Origin of the sequence: Fictibacillus fluitans (genome assembly GCF_030418125.1) — a bacterium.
Taxonomy (GTDB): domain Bacteria; phylum Bacillota; class Bacilli; order Bacillales; family Fictibacillaceae; genus Fictibacillus_C; species Fictibacillus_C fluitans.
This window is the reverse complement of the sequence record NZ_JAUHTR010000001.1, coordinates 86,757-100,748: the sequence shown is the minus strand read 5'-3', so window position 1 is coordinate 100,748 and position 13,992 is coordinate 86,757. Positions and strand designations below refer to the sequence as shown.

Annotated in this window: 14 protein-coding genes; 5 read left to right on the top strand and 9 right to left on the bottom strand. The window is 47.2% G+C overall.

Going from position 1 to position 13,992, the window contains the following annotated elements; translation table 11 throughout:
- Window positions 1-50 precede the first annotated feature (50 nt).
- The 6 genes from QYB97_RS00490 to QYB97_RS00465 are packed head-to-tail and all read right to left on the bottom strand — an operon-like array spanning window position 51 to window position 5,317.
- Complete coding sequence (locus tag QYB97_RS00490) at window positions 51-461, bottom strand: GlcG/HbpS family heme-binding protein (protein ID WP_301163997.1); 411 nt, start codon at window positions 459-461, stop codon at window positions 51-53.
- Between the two features lie 24 nt (window positions 462-485).
- Entirely contained in the window at window positions 486-788 is a 303-nt protein-coding gene (locus QYB97_RS00485; protein WP_301163996.1) for a glycerol dehydratase reactivase beta/small subunit family protein, read from the bottom strand.
- Window positions 781-2,613 (bottom strand): diol dehydratase reactivase subunit alpha, encoded by a 1,833-nt coding sequence (locus QYB97_RS00480; protein WP_301163995.1) that lies wholly within the window; start codon window positions 2,611-2,613, stop codon window positions 781-783. The genes QYB97_RS00485 and QYB97_RS00480 overlap by 8 nt, the downstream gene beginning before the upstream one ends.
- Before the next feature lie 2 nt (window positions 2,614-2,615).
- The gene (locus tag QYB97_RS00475) at window positions 2,616-3,038 is read right to left on the bottom strand and encodes a diol dehydratase small subunit (protein ID WP_301163994.1); all 423 of its coding nucleotides are present in this window, start codon (window positions 3,036-3,038) and stop codon (window positions 2,616-2,618) included.
- Window positions 3,038-3,622, bottom strand: a complete 585-nt coding sequence (locus tag QYB97_RS00470; RefSeq protein WP_301163993.1) for a propanediol/glycerol family dehydratase medium subunit — start codon at window positions 3,620-3,622, stop codon at window positions 3,038-3,040. Before QYB97_RS00470 ends, QYB97_RS00475 begins: the two co-directional genes overlap by 1 nt.
- A gap of 12 nt (window positions 3,623-3,634) precedes the next feature.
- Window positions 3,635-5,317 (bottom strand): propanediol/glycerol family dehydratase large subunit, encoded by a 1,683-nt coding sequence (locus QYB97_RS00465; RefSeq protein ID WP_301163992.1) that lies wholly within the window; start codon window positions 5,315-5,317, stop codon window positions 3,635-3,637.
- 251 nt (window positions 5,318-5,568) lie between these two features.
- Between QYB97_RS00465 and QYB97_RS00460 the strand changes: the two genes are divergently transcribed.
- From QYB97_RS00460 to QYB97_RS00450, 3 genes are read left to right on the top strand one after another with little or no spacing between them, the layout of a single operon-like run.
- Window positions 5,569-6,027, top strand: a complete 459-nt coding sequence (locus QYB97_RS00460; protein ID WP_301163991.1) for a MarR family winged helix-turn-helix transcriptional regulator — start codon at window positions 5,569-5,571, stop codon at window positions 6,025-6,027.
- 15 nt (window positions 6,028-6,042) lie between these two features.
- Window positions 6,043-7,767: an ABC transporter ATP-binding protein gene (locus QYB97_RS00455; protein ID WP_301163990.1), complete on the top strand. Its 1,725-nt coding sequence runs from the start codon at window positions 6,043-6,045 to the stop codon at window positions 7,765-7,767.
- Window positions 7,764-9,611 carry an ABC transporter ATP-binding protein gene (locus QYB97_RS00450; RefSeq protein ID WP_301163989.1) on the top strand — a complete coding sequence of 616 codons (1,848 nt, stop codon included), beginning with the start codon at window positions 7,764-7,766 and terminating at the stop codon, window positions 9,609-9,611. The genes QYB97_RS00455 and QYB97_RS00450 overlap by 4 nt, the downstream gene beginning before the upstream one ends.
- A 43-nt stretch (window positions 9,612-9,654) precedes the next feature.
- Here QYB97_RS00450 and QYB97_RS00445 read toward each other — a convergent pair whose 3' ends face one another.
- Window positions 9,655-9,978, bottom strand: a complete 324-nt coding sequence (locus QYB97_RS00445; protein ID WP_301163988.1) for a winged helix-turn-helix transcriptional regulator — start codon at window positions 9,976-9,978, stop codon at window positions 9,655-9,657.
- Window positions 9,979-10,109: 131 nt separating this feature from the next.
- On the opposite strand from QYB97_RS00445, the gene QYB97_RS00440 reads away from it, so the two are divergent.
- Together QYB97_RS00440 and QYB97_RS00435 are read left to right on the top strand one after the other, a co-directional pair.
- The gene (locus tag QYB97_RS00440) at window positions 10,110-10,640 is read left to right on the top strand and encodes a GNAT family N-acetyltransferase (RefSeq protein ID WP_301163987.1); all 531 of its coding nucleotides are present in this window, start codon (window positions 10,110-10,112) and stop codon (window positions 10,638-10,640) included.
- A 62-nt stretch (window positions 10,641-10,702) separates the two neighbouring features.
- Window positions 10,703-11,200 carry an FUSC family protein gene (locus QYB97_RS00435; RefSeq protein ID WP_301163986.1) on the top strand — a complete coding sequence of 166 codons (498 nt, stop codon included), beginning with the start codon at window positions 10,703-10,705 and terminating at the stop codon, window positions 11,198-11,200.
- A gap of 26 nt (window positions 11,201-11,226) precedes the next feature.
- Here QYB97_RS00435 and QYB97_RS00430 read toward each other — a convergent pair whose 3' ends face one another.
- Window positions 11,227-12,540: a prolyl oligopeptidase family serine peptidase gene (locus tag QYB97_RS00430; RefSeq protein WP_301163985.1), complete on the bottom strand. Its 1,314-nt coding sequence runs from the start codon at window positions 12,538-12,540 to the stop codon at window positions 11,227-11,229.
- A gap of 161 nt (window positions 12,541-12,701) precedes the next feature.
- Entirely contained in the window at window positions 12,702-13,952 is a 1,251-nt protein-coding gene (locus QYB97_RS00425) for a M20 family metallo-hydrolase (protein WP_301163984.1), read from the bottom strand.
- Between the last annotated feature and the right edge of the window lie 40 nt (window positions 13,953-13,992).

Genomic DNA, 13,992 nt, shown 5'->3' with positions numbered 1-13,992 from the left:
AGCACAAAAAGACCAATCCGGATTTCGAATTGGTCTCTTATTTTTTTTGATCAGGCCATAACCAAAGCCTCCGCAACCGCTTCGGCCACTTCAATATCCTGACTTACCGATCCGCCGGAAACACCAACAGCACCGATAATTTCATTTCCGGATACCAGAGGGATGCCTCCACCAAAAATGATGACCCGGCCGCTGTTTGAAGTGTTGATTCCAAAAAGCTCGCCGCCGTTGGCACACGTTTCAGCGAGTGCTCCTGTGGGCTGTTTAAAAGCGACTGAAGTCCAGGCCTTATTTAACGAAAGATCCACACTAACAAGGAGCGCATCATCCATGCGATGGGCTGCGATCAAATTTCCCCCGCCATCCACCACCGTAATCACCATGGGAACCCCAATTTCCTGCGCCTTTCGTTCACCTTGCTCTATCATGGGTTTGACTGTTGTTAACGTAAGTTTTTCCATTTGATCCTCCTTCTTCTGCATTTTTTATGGATTACTCAGGGGAAGGCCTTTTACCAATCTCGCAGCATTTTTCCCTCCCCACCGCTCCTCGCCTGCACAACCGTTCAGATAAGATTGGCCCTCAGGAAGCTTTTCATGAAAGATCATGAACTGGTCGCCGCTTACCAGGATGGAAATGGGCAAGGAGGTTAACAGTTCTTCTTTCTGATCAATGATTCGGTAAGGAACGCCTTCCTCTTCCAGTCCGGCGCACATTTCTTTTAATAAAATGGATGGAGAGGCATTTTGGGTAATGATCGGAACAAACACAGCATTGTGTTTATCCATTGGCAACCTCTTCGGTCACAGACAAAATAAGCCCTGTGGCAACAGCATTCCTCGGCCCTTCTGTTCCTCTTGTATTTGCAAAGCCGGCAACGATGGAGTAGCTGGACAGCTCTTCTGTAATCATTTGCGGGATTTCAAAATCAAGTGCAGACCCGCCAAGCATGACGACAAACGAGAGATGCCGAAGATTTTGGGTAGGCGACACTTTTTCCAGCGCTCTCAGGGCGTTGGTTACGAAAACCTTTCGTTTGGCTTCCCTTCGGACGTGACGGACTTTCTCAAGACTGTCACGGATGGGCAAGGGCGTAAGTCCGCTTTCCTCACGAATAACCACTTTGCCGAACGTCTCCGGGGCATACGGCGTTTCCGTAAAAGAAATGGTGCCATCTTCAAGCTGCATATGAAAAAGGCTGATCACTTTCCCCAGAGGGTATTTTTTAATTTTTTCAGCCAGATCAATGTCCTCCAGTGCCAGTTCCGACTTAATGATCAGTGTGACCATGTCACCCGCCCCTGCCAGGTGTGCAGTCGTAATTTGTCCTTTGAGATCGATGGCGGCAGCATCTGTTGATCCACCCCCCATGTCAAGAATAACCAAAGGCTGTTCTGTTCCGGGGGTTGTCAATGCTCCCCGCATAGCCATTTCCGCTTCAATCCCTCCGACCTCCACCTCAACATTCAGTTGCTTTTGAAGCAAATCCGCTACTTTATGGACCGAGAGTTTTTCTGTTTTTACCATGGATGCCAATGCAACTCCTTGTTCCATGGCGATTTCTCCCGCCATCGCACCGCTTATGGAAGTGGGTATGCCCGAATCAACCGCCAGCATGTCTGAAATATGAATGTCACGGGAGGCCTGACCTGTTAAATGTGCGAGATCCTGCCTGAGACCGTTAAGCATCCCGCCGACGTTGGTGCCCATTTCTCCCTGAACATCGATGAGATTGCCAATGTTCTTATAGGCATTCATGATTCTCTTTGCCCCATCATTGATCGGAACAGTAACCGAATCCTTGTCTCCTACTAATGTAATGCTGCCTGCTTCAATTTTTCTCTCCACAATTTCTCCCTGGGGAGTTCTGATGACAACAGCGGAGCGGATGCCGACCAGGGATTTGGCCACGGGCGCAATCTGCCGTGTTTCTTCTGGACTTAAACCGAACACCGTCGCCAGGCCATATGGATTGGAAAGCATCCGGATTACATGTCCTGAGAGGGCCACTTCTACTGCAGCCGGCTTGTGGAGCGGAACTTTTTCAATGAACGCCACTTCATCCACAATCGGGATTTTCTCCTGCAGCCGGTTATGGACCAGAACGCCGTCGTCCTTTTGGATAATGGCTCCTTTCACGGAGATTCCGTTCTTTACGCAACGGTTGATCATATAGGCAACCCATTCATAATCACAGGTCTCAGGAACGACCACAATATAATCTGTATCATGTCTTTGATCCGCCAGCTCATTAATCAATATGGTTTCTCCTGTGCCGATCCCGCCGCCTCCCGGTGTATCGGGATTATGGCCGATCATGGATGATTCGGTAATGATGGTTTCACTGATCAAATCCATCGCCAGGTCGCCAATTACAGGTACAGCGTCATTCAGCCGGATCCGGGTCAGATCAGAAATGGCGAGTTCTGCTTTTTTCACGGCTTTTTCCAGACAGGCGGTAATCCCCTGGATGTTCTCAGCCGTGCCTTTTACACCGGTCGTTGGAACAAGATGCTGCGACAAAAATACGGGTTCTCTGCCGCTTACATCTGCAATGGCAATCTCGGTTGTGGAGTTTCCGATGTCTATCCCGGCAAGAATTTCTTTAGCCATTGCTACTCTCCTTCTTGCCGCAGAATGCCCCGTCTTTCGTATACTTCCGCAGCCTCCAGCACAAGCTTTGCATTTTCTGCCGCCTGGTACTCCTTTTCAAGCTCATGAGCGATTTGCAGCAGCTCTTCTTTTGTTGAGCGGTTCGGACGTAATGCACTATAAATTTCCAGTATCCGCTGATCCGATATGTTGATCAATTCAGCGGCACGCCGGAAATTTTGACCAAGCTGATCACGGTGAAGGCTTTCGGCGATCTCAGCATGCATGGAAAGTGTTTCAGGACTGATCCGCATGTCCTTGCTCGTAATTTCGCCATTCATAGCCGCTTCAAGCGTAAGATCCTCCAATTTTTTTTGAGTCGGAGTATTGATCAGCTCCGACCGCTTTTGTCCCAGGGGATAATCTGCCTTTGTTAAGCCTGCCATCAGTTTTCCTCCTCTTTAATTGTAAAGTTCCATTGAACTTCGACCGGTTTTTTGTTTTTAATCACCTGTTCGGCTTCACGTAAATGAAGCAGCGCCGCAATCGCCTGGTATCGGGGCCGTGCCATTTGATCATTGACGGACGGGACTGGGTCCACACTTTCACCCAGTGCGTAAAGAGCTCCATTTTTCCCAATTGCGCGGTAGGTCTCCAGGGTGATCGACGGGGATTGCGGAAAAAGCTCCAGGTTGCTCAGAGGATCCAGATCTTTTTGATGAATGACGGTCGTGCCTCTGGATTGCAGGCCAATTCCGATCCCTGAACCGCTCAGCTTGGCTGCCTGGTGGCCCATAAACGCCAGGTCTGCTGTATGGTAGCTTCGAATAATGCGCGGAAGTGCCCCTTGCTCTTCTATACCTGAAACGATCTCCCTGAGTACCTTGCCGTGATCCACCTTTACAATCGTTTTATTCAGTTCTTTTCCAAAAGCAGGAGATATGGCAATCACCACTTCGTTGGCATTTATCCCTTTTTGTGCCGTTTCTCCGTCTTCCAGATTCATGAGTATTTCAAATGTGCCAATCATGAGCTTCCCTCCTCAATAATCGTTTGGACTGATCGCCTGGCGGATATTTTTGATCTCTTCCCATCGTTCCCCGCCCAATCGGTAGCCTGTTCCCGGGCCTTTGTAATCGTTTTCATCATTCACCGCACTCATCACCACGTTCTGAGCATTGATAATCGCGGAGGTGTGCAAATAATCACCTGCAACTTTATGCTTCAGCATATCGAAAATCCGCTCCGCGGTTTGCTGGTAGCCTTTTTTCGCAAGAATGAGCGCCACTTGGAATCCTGTAATCTCTTCCGTTAATATTCGTTCTGCCGCCTTCAAATCTTCCACTACATTGCGCTTTGGCATATCCGCACTGCTGTTGGCATAAGTGGCCGCTTCCACTTCTTCATCTGAGATTCGCGGAAAACCCAGCTCCTCAAAAATGGCCTGCATGGATTTTGCGGCCTGATACCGGACATTGATGACTTCCGTTTCCTCCACAGGTTTCAGCCCGCCGTCGACCATCATGTCCCGCTGGATGACAAGGTAGTCGTCAATATCAGAGGAGTCCATGTTGGAACCGGCAAACATATCATCACTGTTCGGCACAGCACTGAAGCCGGAAAAAATAAAGTCAGTCCCCGGCAGCATCTGACAAAGCATTTTCGCGCTTCGCCTGATTTCGGAATGGGAGAATGTCTGGTCATTTCCCGAGGCGACTTCAAGATCGAACATAGTGGTTGCCAGGTTTTCCGCCAAAACCGCCCGCAAGCCGCTTGGCACTGCCGCAGGAATACCAATACAGCTGATGGATCCGTTTTGCAGCCCCTGGACACCGGCTCCCTTTGCCATCATGACACAGCGGACTTCAAGGTAAAGCATGGACTTCCCTTCTGCACCTGCCATCTGCACTTCCGATCCCGTTCCCGACGTAAAACGCATCTTTGCGCCTCTTGATGCATAAGCAGAGGCCAAAAAGGATTTGGACCATGGCGTGTCATCGCCATCCATAAACACGGATTCTGTTCCGTAAATGGAAATGGTTTCGGCGTAGGTTGTAAGACCAAGCATGGCAAGACGCAGCTCGGTGGCTTCCTCAAGCGCATCCTGTGTCAGGATTCCTCCTCTTGCCGTCTGTGATCCAACGAGCAGAGCAAGAGCATTAAACGGGGCGTACCGGACAATACCTACGGTTGTCTCCTGTTCGTCAAAACCGAGAATTCCCGCTTCTGCGGCATCGGCAGCCATCAGGATTGGGTTGTCACGCACATTGGTTACGTGGCATTGGTTGGCCGGGGTTTTTCTTGCTCTCATTTTTTGCAGGGCCATCATCATTTCAACGACATTGAGCTGATTCAGCACTTCCACCACTTTAGCAGGAGTCATTCCCTTTACAACCGAAATCATTTCAGACCGGGATACATGAATGTCCACCAGTTTTCTGGCAATCTCGACACTCTCCATTTTCATCACTTCCCCGGCAGCTGACACGTCGATCGTGTAGTCGGCGATGAACTGATCAAGCATATCGAAGTCTTTCCTCTCTTTGCCGTCCATTTCCGTAATCATGCCGTTTTCTATTATGATTGACGGTTCTGGATCATGTGGGCTGGACATGGCCACAAATCCCTGGTCCGGCCATTCCTTTACAAATCCATCTTTGTTAACCGGCCGCTCTTCAAGCACTTTAAACCGCTTGGAACGTTTTTCTGTCATCGTCCGATTCATATCTACAACTCCTTCAAAAAAATTAAATTTTCTGTCTTCTTAGTCTACATCTGTAAAATGTTGACGTCTTTGAACAAAAACTACTTTCTACTGGACTAAACAAACCTTCCTTCTTATTTTTAGCAGAATCATAACCTTATTTATTTTTACAGTGACCTAAAAACTATTCATGTTGTTTAAGATGGCTTATAATAGTTCACATATGAATTGTTCTAAAATGAACAATTAACAAACAGAAAGAAGGTTCTTTCATGGAATTTAAAACATTGCACAACAACCGTTCGGTCCAGCTTCTCCGCTCCTTTTGGAATGTGCAGAAAAATGTGATGCGGATTGTCCAGCGGACAGCTGCTGATAACGGCTTGTCCGTGCCTCAGTATACAATTTTGACTTCCATGATACTTCACGAAGAGCTGACTCAGAAGACGCTTGGGGAAAAGACTTTTTTTCCAAAAAGCACACTAAGTCAATCGGTGGATGCCTTGGTCCGGGAAGACTTGCTGCACCGCCAGCCGGTGGAAGACAACCGGAGAGAAATTCAGCTTTCCATAACTGAAAAAGGAAAAAAACTATTAAAAACGATTCATGAACAGGAAAACGGGATTCACCAGGCTTTCCGGGAGGCTGTTCAAGACCTGGAAGATGAACAGTTTCATAATCTTCTCAATACGCACTTGCACATTGCTCAGCACCTGGAAGCAAAAGAGTAAAGGGGGCATACACAAATGTTTAAAATCCTGAAAAATTTATCACCGTACAAATGGATGGTCGCCGCAGTGTTTGGGTTGATCTTTATCCAATCCATGTCAGACTTATTTCTCCCAACTCTCATGTCTGACATTATCGACAAAGGGGTCGTTCCCGGCAAGCTGTCTTACATCTGGAAAGTCGGGGGCTGGATGCTCCTTGTTTCGGCTCTTGGCGCCCTGGCTTCCGTAACGGCCAGCTATTATTCTTCCAAAGCTGCCATTGGACTCGGCCGTGACATTCGCGAGAAGGTATTCGAACATGTGGAACGTTTTTCACTGAATGAATTTGATCAGGTGGGAACTGCTTCCCTCATCACGAGAACGACGAACGATATTACCCAGGTTCAGCAAGTCGTCATCATGATGCTTCGTATGGTCATCAGTGCCCCCATCATGCTTGCCGGCGGAATCATCATGGCTGTCTCAAAGGATGCGAGGCTGTCACTGGTTATTGTGGTAACCCTTCCCGTACTGGTTGCCTCCATCCTGCTGATTTTATACAAAGCAGTGCCGCTTTTTAAAATGGTGCAAAAAAAGCTGGACCGCATGAACCTGGTCCTCCGTGAAAATTTAACAGGTATTCGGGTCATCCGTGCGTTTAACCGCGAATCCGAGGAAAAGGAACGCCTTCAGCACGCCAATAAAGACCTCAGGGATGTATCCATCCGGGTAAACCGGATTATGGCCTTTATGATGCCCATCATGATGCTGGTCATGAATTTAACCATTGTCGGTATTATCTGGTTCGGCGGGATGCGGATTGATAACGGCAGCATGCAGATTGGTGACTTGATGGCCTTCACGCAGTATGCCATGCAAATTATGTTTGCTCTTGTCATGTCTTCGATGATGTTCGTCATGGTTCCGCGCGCCGCAGTGTCTGCGGGGCGGATCAATGAAGTACTGGAGATTCAGCCGGCCATTGAAGATAAAGGCACAGCCCGGGCTGACGCAGATCCGGGAACCCTTGAATTTGATCAGGTTACCTTCAGTTATCCGGGTGCGGAGGCGCCCGCCCTCTCTTCTATCAGTTTCAAAGCAAGGGCCGGGGAGATTACAGCGATTATCGGCGGAACAGGGTCTGGAAAATCAACCCTGCTTCAATTGATTCCCCGTTTTTATGATTGTTCAGAAGGAACCATCCGGTTAAACGGAGTGGATATTGAAAGTGCTCCTCAGGACGAAATTCGTTCGAAGATTGGTTATGTACCGCAAAAAGCGGTCCTCTTTACTGGAACGATTGCTGAAAACATCCGCTATGGAAAACCAAACGCATTAGATGAAGAAATCCAATATGCTGCAGCCATCGCACAGGCTGAGGATTTTATTCTCAAAATGAAGGATGGCTATGATTCCTTACTGGAACAAGGCGGCTCCAACCTGTCGGGCGGACAGAAGCAAAGGCTCTCCATCGCCCGGGCAATCGTTCGAAAACCAGACGTTTACTTATTCGATGACAGCTTCTCAGCACTCGACTTCAAGACAGATGCCAGGTTACGGACAGCGCTTAAGGAGGAAACAAAAAACGCCACCGTCCTGCTTGTGGCGCAGCGAGTCAGTACTGTCATGGATGCGGACCGGATCATTGTACTGGAAAACGGAAAAATGGCTGGAATGGGAACACATGAGGAACTTCTTGAAACCAATGAGGTATACAGGGAAATTGCCCTTTCACAGCTGACAGAGGAGGAGATTGCATGAGCAGGCCACAAGGGAGCAGAATGGGCCATGGCCCTGGCGGGGGCAGCATGTTAATGATGGGTCAGAAAGCAAAGAACTTCAAAGGCACGCTCATCCGCCTCTTATCCTATTTTAAACCGCGAAAACGAAAGCTGGTTGCTGTTTTTATCGCAGCCATTGTCAGTACCGTTTTTGTTATCATAGGGCCCAGGATTACGGGTAAGGCCATTACAATACTGTTTGAAGGAGCTTACGGAAAATATAAAGGAATACCCGGTGCAACTATTGATTTTGAACAAATCGGCCGGCTGCTTCTAATCCTTGCGGGACTGTATGTGCTCAGCAGCCTTTTTAATTTTCTGCAGCAGTATTTGATGTCGACCGTTGCCCAGGACACTGTTTTTGACCTCCGCAGGGACGTCAATCTGAAGCTGGAGAAGCTTCCTCTCAAATACTATGACGGACGGCCAAACGGTGAAACACTAAGCCGGATGACCAATGATATTGACTTGATCGGAAGCACGCTTCAGCAAAGTTTAACGCAGTTCATTACCTCGATCGTAACGATCATCGGGATCATTATCATGATGCTCTCGATCAGTCCCCTGCTCACACTGATTTCAATTGTCAGCCTCGGACTGTCCATGTTTGTCATCCGCCCAATTCTGAAACGGTCCCAAAAACATTTTGCCGATCAGCAAAGGACGCTTGGTCAATTGAACGGCCATATTGAAGAAATGTATACGGGACATCAGGTGGTAAAAGCATTCGGCCACGAAAAAGCAGCCATAGCACAATTCAAAGGAATTAACGAAGAACTGTATCAAGTTGGAAGCAGAGCCCAATTTATCTCGGGGATCATCATGCCCATGATGTTCTTTATCGGAAATCTAAGCTATGTTCTCATCAGTGTCATTGGGGGCATCCTGGTTACCAAACGCGCCATCTCCATTGGTGACATACAGGCCTTCATTACGTATTCCAGGCAATTTACACAGCCTGTGACACAGACTGCCAACATCGCCAATATCATTCAGTCGACGGTGGCTGCTGCTGAACGGGTCTTTGAACTGCTGGATGAAGAAGAGGAACGAAAAGAACAGACAGACACTGTTTTGCACCGGACAGAGGGGGCTGTCATCTTTGAACATGTCGGCTTTGGTTACGGAGAATCACTGCTGATTGAGGATATGAACATCAAGGTGGATCCCGGCCAGACGGTGGCGATTGTCGGACCGACCGGCGCAGGAAAAACAACGCTCATCAACCTCTTGATGCGATTTTATGAACTGAATGGCGGAAAAATTGAAATTGATGGGATGGATACGAGAAGAATGCCCCGATCAGAGCTCAGGCGCAAGTTCGGTATGGTTCTCCAGGACACCTGGCTTTTTCATGGAACGATCAAGGAAAATATTGCTTTCGGGAAAACTGGCGCAACCGATGAGGAAATTATCACAGCGGCGCAGATTGCGCACGCGGATCATTTCATCCGGACCCTTCCTGAAGGATACGAGACTGTATTGAACGAAGAAGCATCGAATATCTCACAAGGCCAAAAACAGCTCTTAACGATTGCCAGGGCAGTTCTGGCGGATCCGCCCATCATGATCCTGGACGAAGCGACATCCAGCGTGGATACAAGGACTGAGATTTATATTCAGAAAGCCATGAACCATTTGATGAAAGGTCGCACCAGCTTTGTGATTGCCCACCGCCTCTCAACCATTAAGTATGCGGATTTGATTCTGGTTATGGATCAGGGCAAAGTGATTGAACAAGGAACTCACGAAACGCTGCTTGCGGCTGACGGTTTTTATGCGGATCTGTACAACAGCCAGTTCTCGGAAAAAGAAGCCGGATAACCAAGAAGACTCCCTTGCTGGATGCAGGGGAGTTTTTATCTACCTATTTATTTTGCATGGCTTTTCCCCACTTCGCCAGTGATTCGAGAGAGGGAATCAAAGCTTCTCCATCCCTTGTCAAAGAGTATTCCACTCTTGGAGGAATCTCCATATATTGCTTGCGCAGAACCAACCCCTGGCTCTCCATTTCTTTTAATGACTGCGATAACACCATGTTGGTGATGCCGTCTACTCTTCTCTTCAATTCATTGTAGCGCAATGTTTTTCCGTTCCATAATGCCCATATGATCGGAAGGCGCCACTTGCTGCCGATTAAGGTCAGCGCGAAGGTTAACGGGCAATCTTCTTTTCGTTTATACTGTTCCACGAAGCACGATCCCACCCTATACTCAGTTTTTACTGACTTACTCATTAAATACTGCATACTTGTTTTCCTTACTGGCTGTATTAAGATTATATCGCAGCCCGTTTTATTTGAGAAAAGAAAGGGTGAAAAACATGAAGTTAACCTATGAAATTTTGCCGGCTGGCCAGGCTGAACAATGTAAAGAATTATGCAATGAACTGATGACCTATCAAAAGTCAATGGCTGTGATCAAGCCGGAACTCTTCGACACCATGAGTTTTGAAACAAGGATGCTCCCCTCCATCGAGTCGGCTCTTCATAATCACCTTGTCGCCGTTAAGGATAATGGCAAGATGATTGGCTATGTGTATTCCAATATATCTCCAAAGGCCGCGTATTCCAATGACTTTGCCACGTTTTTTGATTTGGATTCTGTTTCCGGCGATCTTGTCGGCTGCCTCTCCCAATTTTATATAAAAGACGGCTACCGCCAATATGGCATCGGTTCGAAATTGTTTGAGATGTCCTTGAAATGGCTCAGTCACTTTAGAGAAGCAGAAGATCTATTCATCTTTGTTTCCAATGGAAACGAAAACGCACTGAACTTTTATCAGAGAAAAGGCTTTGTCGCGACTCACGATATATTGGACGGCTTTATCACTGTGCTGCGAAATAAAAACTAAACCATACATATCTTTTGGCCAGAGAAAAATACTAACTAAAAATTAATCGCAGCGGAGTTATGATGAACAGCAACACTAGTGAAACTCAAACTGAAAATCTCTCCCTTCTCATTTGGAAGCTGGCAATAGGGCCTGCTGTTTCATGGGAAATCTCAAAGTATTTCGGCTCGAGCCACCCCTACCTGGCTCCTCTTAGCGTGATTCTGACCATCCAGTCCACCGTCGACCAAACCGTATCAATCTCTGTAAAACGGGTAATTGGCACATTGATTGGAATTTCGATAACGGTCCTGATTGCAAATTTTTTTAAAGTCGAGGGTTGGAGTCTTGGACTCTTGATTCTGATAGGCTGCTTTATCGCTAAATGCTTCAACTTTGGCAAAAAAGTGATTCATCAGGCTGCTATTACGATATTGTTTGTTTTTGTCTTTGAGCATCAGAACAGCCATTACGCGCTGGACAGGCTGAGAGATACCATTATTGGCGTATTGGTTGCGGGTGTTATACAGCTGGCGTGGTTCCGTTTTTTCACAAAAGAAAAGAGCAGCATTTCAAATTGAAATGCTGCTCTTTTCTATATTGTTGCTTATCTTGATTGTGATGCCAGCCATTCCATAATTGTTGTTCTCTTGCCATTAATATCAAGCGCCGGCACATTATTATACACATAAATCCAGGACCAATGCCCGTTGTACTGATACGGAGACCCGTCACTGTTTTTATATAAGCCGGTCAAATCATGAACATCATCAAACAGGGATAAGTGAACATTTTCTGCTCCAGCTTGTTTCAGCCGGTTAAAGGTTGGAACTGTGTTAATCGCCACAGGCAGGGTTGTGTCAGTTTTGGCAGCCACAAACCATGCAGGTGTCTGTTTTATGTTTTGGATATCCTGATCAGATATCAAGGAATTATTCAACCCTTCACATACCGGATAAGCGGCGGCAAAATAACCGGGATAATCCCTGATCATAAGCATGGTCATATATCCGCCGTTTGAAGCTCCCCCGATATAGATGCGTTTCTCATCAATATCTGGATGCTTTGCAACATAATTGTCAATCAGTGCTTTTAAAGCCTCTTCATATACTGATGTTCCATCTGCTCCTCCTGAGAAACCTTGCATCCAGCGAGTGGGAGCCTGAGGAGCGAGAACGTAAGCACCGCCAAAAATGCTTTGCGTCTCCTCTGTGGCAAAGCTTACCGCTTTGTTGGCTGCAAGCGGTATGGTTGGATCGGTCCCGCCTTCCCCGCCCCCGTGAAGCCAGATAATTAACGGATTTTTCTTCTTATCCTTTGCAGGGGTAAAATCAGCATAGGTTAACGTTTTGTTTTGATGGGTGAATTTCCCTTTTGAAAAATCATCGATGATTTCCCGGGTACCCCCGTCAAACCGCTTTGCGACAAGGCCGGATATGGCCCCCGAATTAGACGGAATATCTTTCACTTGGAGGATGGTATAGGCATTATCAATCCAGACATTTAACCCATTATAGTAATTGAGCGGAGAGCCTAAAGAAACATTCGGTCCAATTTTCATCTCCAGCACAGCATATTTGCCCTTGGCAGCCGGTGTGCCTTTTTTATTGGACACATAAGCGTTCGTTACCGTTCTGTAGCCTTCTTCAAGGAAGGGATTGGCCATACGGTCATCACTTCTCCGTACCCTGACGGTAAACGTGTCTTCATCCACAGCACCGCTTTGTACAGGTTTTCCCAAATCAACGATTACTTTTGTAACAGCGGCTCCCCAATCATGTACCTCGGTTACGGTCTGGTAGGACGTGATCTTTTTCGATCCGTTTTCTTTCGCAAAAGCGCTTGTGTTAAAAGAAATCGCCACTACTGTGGCAGCTGCCAGAACCATACAGAAACGAAGCATTTTTTTCACTTTCACCATAGTTCCTCCTTTTTCATTATGTAAGCCCTTACATAAAAGGTAACATCATACAATTTCTTTTCAACGCTGGATTGTAGCATTTATTTATGATTTTCTATACTTTTTTGCTGTATCTGGCTAACGCAAAAAAGGACCTGTTTAAGCAGGGCCTTTTCCTAGTATTAAATAATCATCATTTTGTTCATCGTACGGTAAAGCAGTTCTGCACCAAGCGCCAAATCCTCGGGAGACGAAAACTCGGCCGGGTTATGGCTGATGCCGTCCTTGCAGCGGACAAAAATCATACCGTAGTCACATGCGTACGAAAGCATCAATGCGTCATGAAACGGACCGCTCATCAATTCCGGCAATTCAAGACCCATCTGCTTGCTTTCACCGTGCATGATTTCTTTAATCCAGTCTGCACAATATCTCGGTTCACTGTTGGTGTCTTCCTGTATTTCGTAAGATAATTTGTATTTTTCACAGATGGTCCTGATCTCCTGCCTCAGCTGTTTTTCATAGGCATCCCGGCGATTTTGGTCAATATCCCGCAGATCGATGGTAAATGTCACTTCCTCCGCGATAATATTTCTTGAATTCGGGAACACCTGCACATGCCCTACAGTTCCGACTGTGGGTGCATTTTCATCCTGCCGGACAATCCGGTTGAGAGCAAGAGAGATTTCCGACATGCCGAGGATGGCATCCTGACGCATGGCCATAGGAACAGAACCTGCATGTCCTGCAAATCCTTTTAGTTTCACCGTCCACCACAGCGGACCCGAAATGCCGGATACAATGCCAAGCGGAAGATTCCCTTTATCCAGAACCGGACCCTGTTCAATGTGCAGCTCCAAAAATGCGTGAATACTGCCGGATTTATACTGCGATTCCTGAAATTTTTTCGGATCACAGCCAAAATCACGTAGCGCATCTTCCCTTGTTACGCCATCCTGGTCTTTGCGCTGCAGATCTCCCTCATCCAGTTTTCCAAGAATACCCCTTGAGCCGAACAGACCCCGGTTAAACCTCCAGCCCTCCTCATCACAAAAAGATACCACCTCAATGGAACGGTCAGGCTTGATTCCCTGTTCTTTGAGCGTCGCGACAGCTTCTATTGCAGAAAGCACACCTGCCGGGCCATCATACCGTCCTCCATACGGCTGGGAATCCAGATGTGAGCCCATCATGAGAAGCGGAGCTTGAGGATCCTTCCCTTCCATGTGGCCAATCAGGTTTCCAAAGTGGTCGATCCTGACCGTTAAGCCCGCCTCCTCCATCCATGAGCCAACCAGTTCGAATGCTTCCTTTTCAACAGAAGAAAGGGCAGGGCGGCATACTCCGGTATCACCTATTTTCCCGATTTTGGACAGCTCATTGAGTCTGCCATTCAGACGTTCACTATTAATCTTCAGTTCCTGAACCTTCATCAGTGCTCATCCTCCTATGTATAAAAAGGCTGTTGAGTAA

Bases quoted from the DNA above. Each gene is read 5' to 3' on its own strand.
- QYB97_RS00440 (WP_301163987.1), top strand. From the start codon at position 10,110: ATGAAGTTAACCTATGAAATTTTGCCGGCTGGCCAGGCTGAACAATGT.
- QYB97_RS00465 (WP_301163992.1), bottom strand. From the start codon at position 5,317: ATGAATCGGACGATGACAGAAAAACGTTCCAAGCGGTTTAAAGTGCTT.
- QYB97_RS00480 (WP_301163995.1), bottom strand. From the start codon at position 2,613: ATGGCTAAAGAAATTCTTGCCGGGATAGACATCGGAAACTCCACAACC.
- QYB97_RS00460 (WP_301163991.1), top strand. From the start codon at position 5,569: ATGGAATTTAAAACATTGCACAACAACCGTTCGGTCCAGCTTCTCCGC.
- QYB97_RS00455 (WP_301163990.1), top strand. From the start codon at position 6,043: ATGTTTAAAATCCTGAAAAATTTATCACCGTACAAATGGATGGTCGCC.
- QYB97_RS00430 (WP_301163985.1), bottom strand. From the start codon at position 12,540: ATGGTGAAAGTGAAAAAAATGCTTCGTTTCTGTATGGTTCTGGCAGCT.
- QYB97_RS00435 (WP_301163986.1), top strand. From the start codon at position 10,703: ATGAACAGCAACACTAGTGAAACTCAAACTGAAAATCTCTCCCTTCTC.
- QYB97_RS00485 (WP_301163996.1), bottom strand. From the start codon at position 788: ATGGATAAACACAATGCTGTGTTTGTTCCGATCATTACCCAAAATGCC.
- QYB97_RS00490 (WP_301163997.1), bottom strand. From the start codon at position 461: ATGGAAAAACTTACGTTAACAACAGTCAAACCCATGATAGAGCAAGGT.
- QYB97_RS00475 (WP_301163994.1), bottom strand. From the start codon at position 3,038: ATGGCAGGCTTAACAAAGGCAGATTATCCCCTGGGACAAAAGCGGTCG.
- QYB97_RS00425 (WP_301163984.1), bottom strand. From the start codon at position 13,952: ATGAAGGTTCAGGAACTGAAGATTAATAGTGAACGTCTGAATGGCAGA.
- QYB97_RS00470 (WP_301163993.1), bottom strand. From the start codon at position 3,622: ATGATTGGCACATTTGAAATACTCATGAATCTGGAAGACGGAGAAACG.
- QYB97_RS00450 (WP_301163989.1), top strand. From the start codon at position 7,764: ATGAGCAGGCCACAAGGGAGCAGAATGGGCCATGGCCCTGGCGGGGGC.